Annotated in this window: 13 protein-coding genes; 7 read left to right on the top strand and 6 right to left on the bottom strand. The window is 73.9% G+C overall.

Features of this window, described 5'->3' with window-relative positions:
- The first annotated feature begins 80 nt into the window (after window positions 1-80).
- The 5 genes from IEZ20_RS20935 (at window position 81) to IEZ20_RS20915 (ending at window position 4685) form a co-directional block, all read left to right on the top strand.
- Window positions 81-1046 (top strand): NADPH:quinone oxidoreductase family protein, encoded by a 966-nt coding sequence (locus IEZ20_RS20935; protein ID WP_189300946.1) that lies wholly within the window; start codon window positions 81-83, stop codon window positions 1044-1046.
- Window positions 1043-2224: an acyl-CoA dehydrogenase family protein gene (locus IEZ20_RS20930; protein WP_189300944.1), complete on the top strand. Its 1182-nt coding sequence runs from the start codon at window positions 1043-1045 to the stop codon at window positions 2222-2224. Before IEZ20_RS20935 ends, IEZ20_RS20930 begins: the two co-directional genes overlap by 4 nt.
- Entirely contained in the window at window positions 2221-3294 is a 1074-nt protein-coding gene (locus tag IEZ20_RS20925; protein WP_189300942.1) for an acyl-CoA dehydrogenase family protein, read from the top strand. Before IEZ20_RS20930 ends, IEZ20_RS20925 begins: the two co-directional genes overlap by 4 nt.
- 229 nt (window positions 3295-3523) lie before the next feature.
- Entirely contained in the window at window positions 3524-4387 is an 864-nt protein-coding gene (locus IEZ20_RS20920; RefSeq protein WP_189300940.1) for a phosphatidylinositol-specific phospholipase C/glycerophosphodiester phosphodiesterase family protein, read from the top strand.
- A 103-nt stretch (window positions 4388-4490) separates the two neighbouring features.
- Window positions 4491-4685 (top strand): hypothetical protein, encoded by a 195-nt coding sequence (locus tag IEZ20_RS20915; RefSeq protein WP_189300938.1) that lies wholly within the window; start codon window positions 4491-4493, stop codon window positions 4683-4685.
- A gap of 13 nt (window positions 4686-4698) precedes the next feature.
- On the opposite strand, the gene IEZ20_RS20910 is transcribed toward IEZ20_RS20915, so the two are convergent.
- Window positions 4699-5889, bottom strand: a complete 1191-nt coding sequence (locus tag IEZ20_RS20910) for a phosphodiester glycosidase family protein (RefSeq protein ID WP_229896165.1) — start codon at window positions 5887-5889, stop codon at window positions 4699-4701.
- A 122-nt stretch (window positions 5890-6011) separates the two neighbouring features.
- The gene (locus tag IEZ20_RS20905; RefSeq protein ID WP_189300934.1) at window positions 6012-6371 is read right to left on the bottom strand and encodes a DUF779 domain-containing protein; all 360 of its coding nucleotides are present in this window, start codon (window positions 6369-6371) and stop codon (window positions 6012-6014) included.
- Between the two features lie 203 nt (window positions 6372-6574).
- Here IEZ20_RS20905 and IEZ20_RS20900 point away from each other — a divergent pair, with 203 nt between their 5' ends.
- Both IEZ20_RS20900 and IEZ20_RS20895 read left to right on the top strand, forming a co-directional pair.
- Entirely contained in the window at window positions 6575-7075 is a 501-nt protein-coding gene (locus IEZ20_RS20900; protein ID WP_189300932.1) for a hypothetical protein, read from the top strand.
- Between the two features lie 33 nt (window positions 7076-7108).
- On the top strand, window positions 7109-7840 hold the full coding sequence (locus IEZ20_RS20895) for a DUF2625 family protein (protein ID WP_189300930.1): 732 nt from the start codon (window positions 7109-7111) through the stop codon (window positions 7838-7840).
- Between the two features lie 59 nt (window positions 7841-7899).
- Here IEZ20_RS20895 and IEZ20_RS20890 read toward each other — a convergent pair whose 3' ends face one another.
- The 4 genes from IEZ20_RS20890 to IEZ20_RS20875 form a co-directional block, all read right to left on the bottom strand.
- Window positions 7900-8538: a DedA family protein gene (locus IEZ20_RS20890; protein WP_189300928.1), complete on the bottom strand. Its 639-nt coding sequence runs from the start codon at window positions 8536-8538 to the stop codon at window positions 7900-7902.
- Window positions 8539-8705: 167 nt separating this feature from the next.
- Complete coding sequence (locus IEZ20_RS20885) at window positions 8706-10091, bottom strand: glycoside hydrolase family 43 protein (protein WP_189300925.1); 1386 nt, start codon at window positions 10089-10091, stop codon at window positions 8706-8708.
- A 192-nt stretch (window positions 10092-10283) separates the two neighbouring features.
- Entirely contained in the window at window positions 10284-14648 is a 4365-nt protein-coding gene (locus IEZ20_RS20880) for a caspase family protein (protein ID WP_189300923.1), read from the bottom strand.
- Window positions 14645-15517, bottom strand: a complete 873-nt coding sequence (locus tag IEZ20_RS20875; protein WP_189300921.1) for a lipase family protein — start codon at window positions 15515-15517, stop codon at window positions 14645-14647. Before IEZ20_RS20875 ends, IEZ20_RS20880 begins: the two co-directional genes overlap by 4 nt.
- Between the last annotated feature and the right edge of the window lie 105 nt (window positions 15518-15622).

Genomic DNA, 15622 nt, shown 5'->3' with positions numbered 1-15622 from the left:
CTACTGTTCCCTGATCGGCAAGCGACCGCTTAGTATGCGGTCGAACCCGGTCCGGCGAAGCAGTCGCGTGGAGGCACCGCATGCAGGCATGGCAAGTGCACGAGAACGGCGAGCCGAGCGAGGTGATGCGGCTCGAGGACGTCGAGCGGCCCACCCCCGGCGACGGCCAGGTCCTGCTCAGGGTGCGCGCCGCCAACGTCAACTTCCCGGACGCGCTGCTGTGCCGGGGCCAGTACCAGGTCCGGCCCCCGCTGCCCTTCACCCCGGGCGTCGAGATCTGCGGCGAGACCGAGGACGGACGCCGGGTGATCGCCAACCCCGCCCTGCCCCACGGCGGTTTCGCCGAGTACGCCCTCGCCGACGCACGGGCCCTGCTGCCCGCGCCCGAGGCGCTGGACGATGCCGAGGCCGCCGCCCTGCACATCGGCTATCAGACGGGCTGGTTCGGCCTGCACCGCCGGGCCCGCCTGGAGGCGGGGGAGACCCTGCTCGTGCACGCCGCCGCCGGAGGCGTCGGCAGCGCCGCCGTCCAGCTCGGCAAGGCGGCCGGCGCCACGGTCATCGGCGTCGTCGGCGGCGCGCAGAAGGCGGCCGTCGCCCGGGAGCTGGGCTGCGACGTGGTGATCGACCGGCGCGCCGAGGACGTCGTCGCCGCCGTGAAGGAGGCCACCGGCGGACGCGGCGCCGACGTGATCTACGACCCGGTGGGCGGCGAGGCGTACACCCAGTCCACCAAGGTCGTCGCCTTCGAGGGCCGGATCGTCGTCGTGGGCTTCGCCGGCGGCACCATCCCCAGCCCCGGCCTCAACCACCCCCTGGTGAAGAACTACTCGATCCTCGGGCTGCACTGGGGCCTGTACAACACGAAGAACCCCAAGCTCGTCCAGCACTGCCACGAGCAGCTCACCGAACTGGCCGCCCGCGGCGCGATCAAGCCGCTGGTGAGCGAGCGGGTGCCGCTGCGGGAGGCCGCGGCCGGCGTGCAGAAGGTGGCGGACGGCCTGAGCACCGGCCGGATCGCCGTGGTGACGGAGGGAGCAGCATGACCGACGCCGAGGAACTGCGCCGCCGGACCCGGGAGTTCCTGGCCGCGCACCCGCCCGCGACGACCGACCGCCTCGACTTCCTGCGGGCGCGGTTCGACGCCGGCCTCGCCTGGGTGCACTACCCGCAGGGCCTCGGCGGCCTGGGCGCCCCCCGCTCCCTGCAGGGCGTGGTGGACGCCGAACTCGCCGCCGCGCAGGCCCCGGACAACGACCCGCGCCGCAACGGCATCGGCCTCGGCATGGCCGCGCCGACGATCCTCGCGTACGGCACCGAGGAGCAGAAGCGGCGCTTCCTCAAGCCGCTGTGGACCGGCGAGGAGGTCTGGTGCCAGCTCTTCAGCGAGCCCGGCGCCGGCTCCGACCTGGCCGCGCTCGGCACCCGCGCCGTACGCGAGGGCGACCAGTGGGTCGTCAACGGGCAGAAGGTGTGGACGTCCGGCGCGCACAACGCCCGCTGGGCCATCCTCATCGCCCGCACCGACCCGGCCGTGCCCAAGCACGCCGGCATCACCTACTTCGCCTGCGACATGACCGACCCCGGCGTCGACGTCCGGCCGCTGCGCCAGATCACCGGCGAGGCCGAGTTCAACGAGGTCTTCCTCACCGACGTCCGCATCCCCGACACCGACCGCCTCGGCGAGGTCGGCGACGGCTGGCGGGTCGCCCAGACCACGCTCAACAACGAGCGCGTGGCCATCGGCGGCATGGCCCTGCCCCGCGAGGGCGGCATGATCGGCAAGGTCGCGCAGACCTGGCGTGAGCGCCCCGAGCTGCGCACCCACGACCTGCACCAGCGGCTGCTGAAGCTGTGGGTCGAGGCCGAGGTCTCCCGCCTCACCGCCGAACGGCTGCGCCAGCAGCTCGTCGCCGGCCAGCCCGGCCCCGAGGGCGCCGGCATGAAGCTCGCCTTCGCCCGCCTCAACCAGGAGATCAGCGGCCTGGAGGTCGAACTGCGCGGCGAGGAGGGCCTGCTGTACGACGACTGGACCCTGCGCCGCCCCGAGCTGGTCGACTTCACCGGCCGCGACGCCGGATACCGCTATCTGCGCGCCAAGGGCAACAGCATCGAGGGCGGGACCAGCGAGGTCCTGCTGAACATCGTCGCCGAGCGCGTCCTGGGCCTGCCCGCCGAGCCGCGCACCGACAAGGACGTCGCCTGGAAGGACCTCGCCCGATGACGGATCTGCTGTACTCCGAGGAGGAAGAGGCGCTGCGGGCCGCCGTCCGCGACCTGCTCACGGACCACTGCGCGGCGCCCGACGTGATCGCCCGAGGCGAGTCGGACGCCCCGCACGACCTCGCCCTGTGGAAGTCCCTCGCCGAGGGCATGGGCCTCGCCGGCCTGCTGGTGCCCGAGGACAAGGGCGGCCAGGGCGCCTCGCACCGCGACGTCGCGGTCGTCCTGGAGGAGCTGGGCCGCGCGGTCGCGCCGGTGCCGTACCTGACCAGCGCCGTCGTCGCCACCGAGGCGCTGCTGGCCTGCGGTGACGCGGACCTGCTCGCCGCCCTCGCCTCCGGCCGCACCATCGGCGCTCTCGCGGTCGGCCTGCACCGGGCGCCCGGCGCGGCCTTCCCCGCCGTACGCCTGGAGGACGGGCTGCTGCACGGAGAGATCACGGGCGTCGCGGACGCGGCCGCAGCCGGCGTCCTGCTCGTGCCGGCGGACGACGGCGGACTGTACGCCGTCGAGGCCGACGCCGTCACCGTCACGCCCCAGACGTCGCTGGACCTGACCCGCCCGGTGGCGACGGTACGGCTGGACGGCGCCCGCGGCCGCCGCCTCGGCGACGCCGAACCCGCCGTACGACGCGCCCTGCGCGCCGCGGCCGGACTGCTCGCCTCCGAACAACTCGGCCTCGCCGACTGGGCGCTGACCGAAACCGTGCGGTACCTGAAGGAGCGCAAGCAGTTCAACCGGCCCGTCGGCGGCTTCCAGGCGCTCAAGCACCGGCTCGCCCAGCTGTGGCTGGAGGTCGTCAACCTCCGCGCCGCCGCCCGGAACGCCGCCGACGCGCTGGCCACCGGCGAGGACACCGACATCAGCGTGTCCGTCGCCCAGGCCTACGCCGCGCCCGTCGCCGTCCACGCGGCGGAGGAGGCGCTGCAGCTGCACGGCGGCATCGGCATGACCTGGGAACATCCCCTCCACCTCTACCTGAAGCGGGCCAAGGCCGACTCGATCGCCTACGGTACGGCCGGCGCGCACCGCGAGGCGCTGGCCGCCCGCGTGGACCTCCAGGCGCCCTGACGCCCGGCACGGTGTGAAGCCCGCCCCACCTGACGGGGCGGGCTTCTCCCTGCCCGCCGGCTCCGAGCGGGCCTCTTCCGCGCACGCCCCCCGAACCCGTCGGCGCGCCCGTCCCCGCCCGCTCACGACAGGTGAACAACGCGCCAACTCCCCGCAGCACCAGCCCGTTCGACGGCTGGGCGCACGCATACTCTCCCCGGTCCGTCCGGAATCAAGGGGAGGCAGTGGCATGACCCCCACCACCCGTCGCAGAGCCCTCACGACCCTCGGCGCCGCCCTCGCCGGCGCGGTCGCCCTGCCCGCGCCACAGGCCTGGGCGGGCGGCACGCGGCGCGGCCCGCGCCCGCTGTGGAACGCCCACGCACACAACGACTACGAGCACCCGCACCCCCTGTTCGACGCGCTCGACCACCGCTTCGGCAGCGTGGAGGCCGACATCCACCTCGTCGGGGACCAGCTCCTCGTCGCCCACGACCCCGCCGACCTCGACCCCTCCCGCACCCTGGAGTCCCTCTACCTGGACCCGCTCGCCGCCCGCGTCAGGGCCCGGCACGGCTCGGTCTACCGGGGAGCGCGCCGGCCGCTGCAACTCCTCGTCGACATCAAGACCGAGGGCTCCTCGACGTACCGCGCACTCGACCGCCACCTGCGCCGCCACCCGCACCTGTTCACCCGGTACGCGCACGGCCGCGTCCACCCCGGCCCGGTCACCGTCGTCGTCTCCGGCGACCGGGCGGCCCGCGCCCCGATGGAGGCGCAGAGTGAGCGCCGCGCCTTCTACGACGGCCGGCTCGGCGACCTCGACGGCCCCGCCCCGGCCTCCCTCATCCCCCTGATCAGCGACAACTGGACGCAGAACTTCAGCTGGACGGGCGTGGGGGCCTTCCCGGACGCCGAGCGGCAGAGGCTGCGCGGCATCACCGCCGCCGCCCACGCGCGCGGACAGCGGGTCCGGTTCTGGGCCACCCCCGACACCGCGGGGCCGGCCCGGGACGCGCTGTGGGGCGAGCTGCTCGCCGCCGGGGTCGACCACCTCAACACCGACGACCTCGCCGGCCTGCAGGCCTTCCTCGACGCCCACCCCTCCGCGTAAGACCACACGATCGGAGGACATGTCAGCAGCCCGGACAAACCCTCCGCTACGCCACACTTGCGGCCGAACGCCGCACACGGGGCGTGGCGGAGGAGGGTTCCCGATGGTCATCTCCATCTCTGTGGTGCTGCTGCTTCTGGTCCTGGCCGTGATCTTCATTCGCAATTGCTCACTGAAGATCTCGCACGCCCTGGTCTGTCTGCTGCTCGGTTTCTACCTGGCCTGCACGAGCATGGCACCCACCATCCAGAGCGGACTCACCGCGACCGCCGAGCTGGTGAGCAGCCTGCGGCCCTGAGCCACGGGGTGCGTCACTGCGCGGAGAAGACGCCGATGCCGTTGGGCACCGGGCGTTCGGCGCCGCCGCTCGGATGGTTGCGCACCGTCACGGCGGTGGCGTCGGTGCCGCGGGTGACCAGCTCCGTCGAGCCGCCGCCGTCGAGGTTGAAGGCGTCGGTGGCCCCCAGCGACCGCATGGTCCGCGCCTCCTCCGCGACGGTCAGGCCGGTGCGGTAGGCGGCGGAGCCGTCCAGCGCCAGGAGCAGCAGCCTCCGTCCGTCGTCCTTGAAGCCGACGACCGTGCGCACCGCCGACGTGGAGTCGTCCAGGCCGGACAGCGGGGTGCCGTCGCGCAGGATCGGGAAGCCGCCGATCGCGAAGGTGTACGGCACCCCGGACGAGGCCGCCACCAGGGTGTGCGTGACGTCCACCCGGTCGCCGACGGCCAGCTTGCGCAGCTTCCGCGCGCCCTCCTCACGGCCCAGCAGGACCGTCGTGTCCGCCGGGATCGTGCCGCTGCCCGGGGCGTCCGAGGCGGACACCACCCGGCCGCCGCGCACCTTCACCTCGTAGGTGTCGCTGCTGCACGGCGCCGACCGCTGGGTGTCGGTGCCGCAGACCGCCCGCACCCGGGAGGCGCTGCCCCAGCGGGCGGTGAAGGCGCCGACGGAGCCGACCGGGAGCGCGTACTGGTTCAGGCCCTTCAACGACAGCTTCCCGTCCGGTGTGCCGACCGAGCCGGAGATGGTGAGGCGGTCCAGGCGGGCCCGCCGGTCGGTGCCCACGCCGAGCACGTCCCGGGTGCTGGTGCCCGGGGGCAGCGCGGGACCGAACCGCTGGCCCTTCGGTACCGCCGCCTTGAGCACCTGCCCGTCCGCCACGGCCGGTCCGACGGAGGCGCCGGTGGCCTCCACGCCCGGGTGCTGCGTCTCGGTGATGTTGAAGAAGTCCCCGTTCACCCCGGCGACCGCCCCGGCCGAGTCCGCCAGCCGGGAGACGGTCGCCCGGGCCGCCACCGCGCCCGGGTACAGCAGGTCCACGCTGACGTGCGGGTCGGCGAGGTCCACCGTGACCAGGTGGGCCCGGGTCTTCCCCGCTGCCGCCGTGAGGTCGAAGTGCCGGTAGGAGACGCCCGGCGCGAGCCGTCTGCCCGCCGGTGCGGCACCGGCCGGTGCCGCACCCGTCAGGGACGCGACCGTCAGCACACCGAACGCCGTGACCACCGTGAGAACCGATCTGCCCGCTGCCGAACGCCTGCGACGTCTGGTCACCGTGCCCCCTGATGTCTCGTCAACCGTCCTGTCCGCAGGGGCAGTGGACCAGAATCGGGCGGCCGGGGGGCCGACTAGGCGTCGACGACGCGAGAACGGGTGAGAAAACGCACCCCCTCGGGTGCTTCCAGCGAGAAGCCGCTGCCACGTCCCGGAACGACGTCCACGATCAGCCGGGTGTGGCTCCACGCCTGGTACTGGCTGCGCGACATCCAGAACGTGACGGGCTCGGGCACACCCGCCACCGCCAGCTCCGCCAGCAGCACGTCCGAGCCGCCGGTGCGGAACTCGCCGTCCGGATAGCACATCGGGGCGCTGCCGTCGCAGCAGCCGCCGGACTGGTGGAACATCAGCGGGCCGTGCTCGGCGCGCAGTCGGCGCACCAGCTCAGCGGCGTCGGGGGTGAGTTCGACGCGCGGGATCTCCTCTTCCATGTCACCGTCCTGGACAGCCGGGGGCGTCGGTCCGCTCCAGTCTCACGGATGGTCACGAACCCGTCCAGAACGCGTCCTTGCCCGTCCGGAACGCCTCGCTGCCCGCCCAGAACGATTCCGCTGCCCGTCCGGACACGCTCTCGGGCCCGAGGGTGCCCCGAGGCCGCGCCGCCGGGCCCTGGCCGAGGGGGGACAATGGCCGTGTGAGCCCTGCCTTCCCGACCCCGCCCGAGCCGTACCTTGTACCCGCCGGTGCGCACCCGCTGTGGGAGGAGGCGCTGGCCGTGGTCAACCGGGACCTGGCGGCGTCCCTGCCCGGGCAGCGCCCGCTGCGCCTGCTCGCCTACCCGGCCGAGGGCGGCGAGCCCGCACAGGTCTACGTCGCGCTGGCGAACGGCGACGCGCACGGCACCTCCCTGGAGCCCGCCCGCTCCGCCGCCGAAGCGCTGCCGGCCGTCGCCGAGGCCGCCCAGGACACGGTCATGGAGTGCCTGTGGCAGGTGTGGCCGGTCTGCACCCTGCACGGGCTCGGGATGCACGTGGCCGAGGAGGCCGGGCGTCCGGTGTGGAGGTGCGCCGGCGGAGGCCCTTCGGGGGAACCGGCCCATGTCCGGGCGGTGGTGGGGGAGCTGGACACGGTGCACCGGCCCCGGCGCCCGAACCGCAAGCGCCGCAAGGACCGCGCACCGCGCCGGGCCGGCTGAGCCCGGGCCGGAGGCGGCTGCGATCATCGGCGGATGCGAGAGTTCGACGAGCTGACCCGGGTGGACGATCCGGCCTGGCCGGAACTGCAGCAGGCGTTCGCGGCAGCCGCCGTACCCGTCCGGGTGCTGCCCGCCGACCCCGACGAGGGCCGCCGCTGCCTGCTCCAGCTCCAGGTCACCACGCGGTCGGTGCTCGGCGCGCTCACCCTGCACTGCGGCGGCCTCCTCCTGGACGACGGCTGGCTGCGGGTGTACGGCGCCGGCTCCGTGGCCGGCGGACTGCGGAGCCTCGGCCGGGTCAACGGGTTCCCCGGGGAGGCCGACCCCCACTGGCACCCGGAGGCCGGGCTCGTCGTCGGCCATGACGTGCTCGGCGGAGTGTTCTGCCTCAACGGCGCCGACCCCGCGGGCAGCGGCCGCCCGGGCGCCCCCGGGCAGCTGACCTACTTCGCGCCCGACACCCTGGCCTGGGAGGCACTGGGCATCGGCCACTCGGCCTGGATCGACTGGCTGCTGTCCGGCGGGACGGAGAGGTTCTACGCGGGGCTGCGCTGGCCGGGCTGGCGTGCCGAGGCGGCGGCCCTGGACCTGTCCCAGGGGGTCAGCGTCGTCCCGTTCCTGTGGTCCAAGGAGGCGCACGAGGATCTCGCCGCCACCAGCAGACGGGCCGTGCCGCTGCGCGAAGTCGTGGGGGTGGCCGCCGACTTCGCCCGGCGACTCGGCCCGGCGGACCCCGGGTTCCTCGGGCTCCTCGGCGAGGGGTGACCGGTCGGCACCGGGCCGACGTCAGCCGGTCGCCGGGGTGCGCCGGAGCCGCGGCGCGCTCAGTCCGAGGAGTCGCGGCGCTTCCGGCGGGCGCGGAGGGCCTCCGGGAGCAGCGGCAGCAGCGACACCACGACCACCACGCCGACCAGCGGCAGCAGGTAGTCGTCGATGTGCGGGACCGAGGCGCCCAGCGTGTACCCGGCGAGCACCAGCGTCTGCGACCACAGCACCCCGCCGACCGTCTGCCAGAGGGTGAAGGGCCGGCCGGGCACGCCCAGGGCCCCCGCCACCGGGTGCAGCACCGTCCGCAGCAGCGGAACGAACCGGCCGATCACCAGCGCCTTGCCGTAGCCGTAGCGCGCCAGCAGCCGCTCCGCCCGCGTCATCGCGTGCCGCACCCGGTCGCCGGAGGCGCGCGCGAGCAGCGCCCGGCCGCCGCGCCGTCCGATGAGGTACCCCACCTGGCCGCCCGCCACCGCCCCGACCGCGGCGCACAGCAGCACCTGCCACAGCGCCAGCCGCGGCGGCTGCTGGGAGCTGCCCGCGCACAGCACCCCGGCCGGGAACAGCAGCGTGTCACCGGGCAGGAAGAAGCCGACGACCAGCAGCCCCGACTCGGCGAAGACCACCACCAGGACGCCCAGCGCGCCGAAGGCGGCGAGCACCGAGGCGCTGTCCATCGGGTTGACGGCGAGCACCGGCCGAGCCTCCCGGTCTCCTAGGGGACCTGTCCGCTCCCCAGCATCGCGTGCCGGGGGCCTTGGTGCGCGATGGTCGGCCCTCCGAAGCCCGCCCGCCCCGGGTCGGTGACCGGTCCGGGCCACCCGTGCGGGGTCGGTGACCGGTCGGGCCCGCCCGTGTGGGGTCAGTGACCGACTCGGAACGTCGCGTCCTGCCGGTCGGTGGCCGTGGAGACCGGGTCGATCCGCAGGACGTAGTCGGAGTGGCGCAGATAGCGGGTGGGGTTGTTGTACGAGCGGAACGACGACCAGCTCGCGTCCGCGAGGCCCGCCGTGCGCTGGAAGGTGGCGTCCGCCGCGAACGCCGACGTGCCGTCGTTGACGTCCAGGCGCAGCTGGTAGTCGTAGTGGCGCAGATAGCGGGTCGGGTGGCTGACCGACCGGAACGACACCGCGCCGCTGTCGGCGAGCCCGGGCACCAGCTGCCACAGCGCGTCGGTGTACGGGTCGAAGGGGTACTCGTCGATCCGGCCGACGTAGTTCGCGTGACGGACGTAGCGGGCCGGGTAGTTGTACGACTTCAGCCGGTTCCAGGAGGGGACGCCCCACCGGGCCACGAGGTTGTCGTACTCGGTGGTGCTGAGGGGCGTGATCCCGCAGTGCTTGGAGTTGACCGGCTGGGTGTAGGCCTTCTGGTCGAGCGGGGTCCAGGTGCCGGAGGCGAGGTCGGTGGTCTGCCAGGCGTAGAAGACGCCGTTGGGGGTGTAGGTGTCTCCCCAGAGGTACCAGCTCCCGGCGCCGGGGGCCCTGACCAGGGCGGGCGCCTCGGTGCCGCCGTGCGCGACGGCGGTGCCGAACTCGCGGAAACTGCCCGGGTCGAGACTGGTGGAGCGGGCGCCGGCCAGCGTCTGGTTCTTCTTGAAGTAGAGGTAGTTGACCCCGTTTACCCCCACCGCCATGTCGCCGTCGATCACGTCGTAGCCGGGATCGAAGAACACCTGAGGGGCGGAGGCGGTGACGAAGTCGGTGGTGTAGTTCACCATGATCACGTTGTGCCCGCCGGAGCCGACCGCCGAGTAGATGAGCGCGTACTGACCCCGCCCCGCGTCCCAGAACGCCTCCGGAGCCCAGGCGTGGGTGTTCAGGCTGTGCACCTTCAGCCGGTGGTAGCCGGTGAAGGTCCGCAGGTCGGGGGAGTTCCACACGTGCACGTACTGACTGACGTAGCTCCAGTCCGTGCCCTTCAGGTCCGTCGCCAGGACGACGAACGTGCCGTCCTGCTTGCGCAGGACGAACGGGTCCCGCAGCCCGAGCGCGCCCTCGGTGGGGATGACGACGGGATCGTTCTGGTTCAGCGGCATCCAGTTGAGGGAGTCCGTGCTGACGGCCAGGTGGAGGCCGTAGTCGGTGCCGGTGCCGTTCGGTGACTCGGTGAAGTAGGCCATGGCGTACGCCGTGCCGGCGGCGTGGGCGGCTCCGGCGCCGGTACCCAGCGCGCCGGTAACGGCGAGGGGCGTGGCGGCGGCCATACCGAGGAAGGAGCGGCGGGGGAGGCGGGGGCCGGATGTCATGCGTGCTCCAGGGGCGTCGGAGTGGTCGGTATCTCGAACGGGGTTCGGTTGTCCGGTCGGACGGTAGGGGTGTGGTCATGCCCGCGTCAATCACTTGGCCGGTGGTGCACAGGAGCGATCACCGGCCGGGCGCGGAGAGGGCGCGCGGGTGGGGTCAGTGCCTGTGGAAAGGGGGCGGCCCCGGAGAGAAGATCAGCGCTGCCGGCCGAAGGCCGCGACGTCCTGCTCGAAGGCGACGACGATGCGGCCCGCGGGGTCGACGTCGAGCGCCGTACCGCTCACCCTGGCCACGGTCTGCGAACGGCGGGTGCGCAGGTCCCATACCCGCAGGGTTCCGTCGTACCCGCTGGTGACGGCGACCGGTCGGCCGTCCAGCTCGGCGCACGCCACCGCGAGCACGGCGTCGGTGTGGCCGGTCATCGGCTCCCCGACGGGCCGGCGGGAGGTCAGGTCCCACACGCGCACCGTGTGGTCGAACCCGCCGGTGACGGCGACGGGCCTGCCGTCCACCACCCTGCACGCCACGGCGACGACGAAGTCGGTGTGTCCGGTCAGCGGCTCCCCGAGAGGCCGTCGGGTGGTCAGGTCCCAGATCCGCACCGTGGCGTCGGCCGCGCCGGTGACGGCGACGGGCTTGCCGTCCACCTCCGTACACGCCACCGCGTACACCGTTTCCGTGTGGCCGGCCAGCGGGCCTCCGACGACCCGGCGCGAGGCCAGGTCCCACACCAGCACGGTTCCGCGGCCCCCGCCGGAGACGGCGACGGGCCTGCCGTCCACCACCGCACAGGCCAGGGAGTCGACCGAGGGGGTGGGGCCGCTGAGTGGTCCGCCGACGGGGCGACGTGACGCCGGGTCCCACATCCGCACCTTGCCGTCGTACCCGCCGGTGAGGACGACGGCCCGGCCGTCCACCTCCGCGCACGCGACGGCCTGCACCATGTCCGGGCCCGCCAGCGGCTGACCGACGGGTCGGCCCGAGGCCGGGTCCCAGATCCGTACCGTGCCGTCGTATCCGCCGGTGAGGGCGACGCTCTCGCCGTTCAGCTCCGCACACGCGACCGTCGAGACGAAGCCGGTGTGGCCGCCCGGCGCCTTGTCACCGTGCTCGCGCGCGCCGAGGTCCCACACGCGCACGGTGCCGTCCATGCCGCCCGTGACGGCGACGGGCCGGTCGTCCATCTCCGTGCACGCGATCGCATTCACCGTGCCGGCGTGGCCGGTGAGCGGCTCGCCGAGCGGCTGACCCGAGGACAGGTCCCACATCCGCACGCCGCCGTCGTTCCTGCCGAGGAGGACGACCTGTCTGCCGTCGACCTCGGCACACGCCGTCGCGGACGCGTTGCCGGAGTGCGGCCCCAGCTCACCCACCGGCTGCCCCGACGCCAGGTCCCACACGCCCGGAGCGGTTTCCGGCCCGCAGAGGACGGCGACCGCTCTCCCGCCCAGCTCCGCACAGGCCAGCTGGCCCACCACGGCGGCACCGACGCCCAGCGGTTCGCGGACCTGTCGACATGTCGACAGGTCCCACACGCGCACCGGGCCCTTGCCCCCGCCGGTGACGACGACGGACACCCCGTCCACCACGGTGGTCGCCACGGCGAGCACGGTGTCGTAGCCGGTCAGCGGCTCTCCGACCGGCCGTCGCCCGGCCAGGTCCCACATCCGTACCGTGCCGTCACGCCCGCCGGTGACGGCGACGGGTGTGCCGTCCACCACGGTGGCGGCCACAGTGAGCACCAGGCCGTCGTGGCCGGTCAGCGGCTCTCCGACGGGCCGGTGCGCGGTCAGGTCCCATATGCGGACCGTGCCGTCGTACCCGCAGGTGACGGCGACGGGCACGCCGTTCACCACCGTGCACGCGACAGCGCTGATGGTGTCGGTGTGGCCGGTCAGGGGCTCACCGGCCGGCCTGCCGGACATCAGGTCCCAGACCCGTACCGTGCGGTCGCTCCCGCCGGTGACGGCGACGGGCCGGCCGTCCACCACCGCGCACGCCACAGCGTCGACGGAGCCACGGTGACCGGTCAGGGTGTCGCGGAGAGCCGGGGTGAAACCGCTGCCGACCGCCCACCGCGGAACCCAGGATCCCGTGGGGATCCGGTCGATGAGCTGTCGGCGCAGGCCGTTCTGCTGAGCGCGCGTCGCGTCGAGCGCGAGGATCTGCCGGCGGACGGTGGGATCGGCGTGCTCGTGGACGGTCAGGCTGGAACGGTAGGCGGCCGCCGTGAGCTGGGCGGCGGCGCTCTGGGCCCGGTGCAGGTGGGGGGTGAGGCCGCGAGGCGTGGCGTGGACGAGGTAGGCGCTGTCGGCGAGGAGGTCGTCGAGACGGCCGGCCGCAGCGGCGTGGGCGGCGAGGTGGTGGAGGGCGTAGGGGTGGGCGCGGGACCAATCGCGGGTGCCGTCGGCGTGGTACGGCACGCAGGCGACGAGGACGTCCGTGAAGGCGCTGTGGACGGCGGCCGGGTCGGTGCCGTCGCGGAGGTGGTCGGTGAGGGCCTGGTGATAGAGGCGGTAGGCGGACCGGCCGGCCTCTTCCGCCTCCACGACGTAGGAGCCGGCGTGGTGACGCAGCCACAGCAGGTCCTCGTCGGTGTACACGCGGCCGGAGACGGCCGTGGCGAGGGGCGCCCAGACGTCTTCCCACGGCAGGCCCTGGCCTTCGGCGTAGGCGAGCGGGAGCAGGAGGTCGGTGGCGCGCCCGGCGTCGGCGCCGAGACGGCGCCGGAGGTCTTCCCGGAGGGCGTCGCCGGCGTGGCGGGGCAGACCGGCCCGCCAGGAGGCGGAGCGCGGGTCCGCGACGACGCGGCTGTCCGCGGCGAGGGTGCTCGCGGCGATCCGGGCGACCAGGAAGGAGTTGCCTGCTGCCTGCGCGACCGCCCGGGCGACGGGCTCGACCACGTCAAGGCGCTCACGGTAGGGGGACTCGGCGTGCGCGTCGAGCAGGTTGCGGGCGGCGTACGCCGTGAGGGCAGCGCGGTCGGCGTAGCGCGGATGGTCCAGGTCGACGATCTCCCGCCGGGGTCCCGGGCTCTTCACGCGGAAACCGAGGCGGTCCAGGAGGTACGGGCGGGTGCCGAGGAGGAGGCGGACACGACCGCGGGAGTGGTCGATGAGGGGCCGCAGGACGCGGGTGCAGAGGGTGGTGGGTGTCTCCGCCTCGTCCAGCGCGTCGATGAGAGCGGTGAACGGGCGGTCCTCGTCCCGCTCGTCAAGGGCCTCCAGGAACTCCCCGACGGTCCCGGCACGGACCCCGGCGGCGGCCGCGAGCGCCTCCAGGACCAAGCTGTTGCTGAGTTTCTGGGCGTAGACGGCGACGTCGACGGACTTCTCGTCCGGCAGGTGGGCGGCGCTCAGCCCCAGGGCGTGGAGCGGGACGGTGGCCCGCCGCTCGGGATGCGTGAGGGCGGCGACGAGGCCGAGGACGGCGGTCTTGCCCGAGCCGGGGCCGGCGGTGACGATCCGGCAGGCGTCACCGCCCGGGGCGTTCAACCAGGCGGCGAGGTCCGCGAGCGCGGTGTGCCGGCCGGAGAACCACCAGCGGGGCTCGGCCGTGCCGCCGTAGCCCATGGCGCGCACCAGCAGGCGGCGGGTCAGCTCGGTGTCGCGGCGGCGCGCCTGCGCGTCGAACTCTTCGGCCTGCTGCAGCGCCAGGTCCACCTCGTTGAGGCGGACGTCGTGCCGCGGGTTGGCGAAGAAGCCCGGAGGTTCACCGGTCAGTCCGATCAGGGTGAGGCTGACGCGCTGCCAGCCCGGCCTGTCCCGATGGTCGTTCACCTGCTGCACCACGGCGGACACCGACAGGTTCCGCGGCCCGTGCCCGGCCGTGGCCCGATGGCCGACGGCCTCCTTGAGCAGGCGCGGGAACAGGCCGGCATCGGCCTGCTGGTGGGGCTGGGCCGAGGAGATGACGACGACACCCGAACCGTTCGCGTCGCGCCACTGGGCGCTGATGCGTTCCAGGGCCGCCGCGGCCAGCTCGTTGCCGCCCCGGCCGGAATAGCAGGTGTCGAGCACCAGCAGGAGCCGGCGCAGCGGGGTGTCCCGGAGCATGGCTCTGGCGAGCTGGGCGGTGGGCAGCGTGGTGAAGGTGAGGTCGGCCGGATCGGTGTCCGCCAGGTACAGGACGTGTTCGTCGCCGTCGTCGAGGATCTCGCCGTGGCCGGAGAGGTAGACGGCCACCAGGTCGTCCTCGCGGCGGTCCGGCGCACGGCAGAACGCCCGCAGCTGCTCCACCAGCTGGGCACGGGTCACGTCCATGCCGAGCGCAGACTCGTGACGGTAGCCCAGCTGGTGCGTGAAGGTGTCGATGATCTGCTCGCGGGCGGTGGCCAGCTCGGGCCGGTCCCAGGACGGGCATTTCGCATAGCGGGCCACGGCCGTGGCGATCAGAAACCTGCGCGGCTCGCTCGGGGCCCCCGCGGAGGCGTGCGGGGTTCCGTACGGAGTGGGCCGGCTCCCGTACGGCGTGTACGGCGTGTACGGCGTGCCGTCCGGGCTGAGCCCGCTTCCGTCCCGGGTGTGCCGGCTCGGATCCGGCGTGTGCGGGTCGGTCATGCCAGGCCGTCCGCCAGAGCGCGGCCGCACAGCTTGTCGGTGAGATAGGCGGTCGCGTCGTGGGCGTGGGAACCGTTGTGCACGACCGCGGAGCGCAGGCGCCGGCCGAAGTGGGGACGCAGGTCCTTCACCAGCGCCACGACATCACCCTCGTCCGCGAGGTTGGTCCACACCAGGTGGTCGCCTCCGGGCCACACCGCCTGCACGGGCCCGCCGAGGTCGACGGGTGCCGGCTGCAGGCGGTGCAGGATCAGGTGGGGGATGCCGAGCGGGGAGCCGAGCGTGATCAGGGCGCGCACCCGGTGCCCGGGCCGGGCGCACAGCGCCTCGTAGGCGACCACCGAGCCGAGGGAGTGCGCGACCACCACACGGGTGTCCTCCGTCACCGCGTCGAGTACCCGTTGCCGAGCCTGAGCACGCAGGTCCGGATCGGTGAGGTAGCGGTGGACCTGCTTGAGATCGAAGACCATCGCCCGCAGCGCGAGTCCGGCGAAGAACCGGTACCCGGACAGGGCGCGCAGCGCGGCCTGCGCCGCACCGGGAGTCGCCACCAGGGTGCCCGCCTGCCGCGGTGGTACGACGGTCGGGTCCGAGTCGGCGGCGGCCTGCCACCAGGCCAGGAGCAACTCCTGCTCGAACCCCGGCTCGACGTCGGCCGCGGTGTAGGGCGGATCTCCGGCGTCCAGGTACCGCCCGGCGGGCCGGAACAGGTCCCCGTAGAACGCCATCGTCAGGTCGGACTCCGTCATCGCTGTGCCCGCCCCGGCCCGCCGCAGACCGTCCAGGATCGCCGGCTGCCACTCCTTGCGCAGCGTGTCCTCGCCCAGCCGTTGCTTGCCGATCCCGTGCACACCCACCACACGCGCCATACTCGCCCCGTCCCCGTGCCGTTTCTCCTCGTATCCCTCCTGCGACCGCAGGGTAAGGCCGGAGCCGGCGACCGGGGGGACGAACCCGGGAACCGACTGCTGTGC

The organism is Streptomyces cinerochromogenes (assembly GCF_014648635.1).
Classification (GTDB): domain Bacteria; phylum Actinomycetota; class Actinomycetes; order Streptomycetales; family Streptomycetaceae; genus Streptomyces; species Streptomyces cinerochromogenes.
This window is presented reverse-complemented; position numbering and strand designations above follow the sequence as displayed.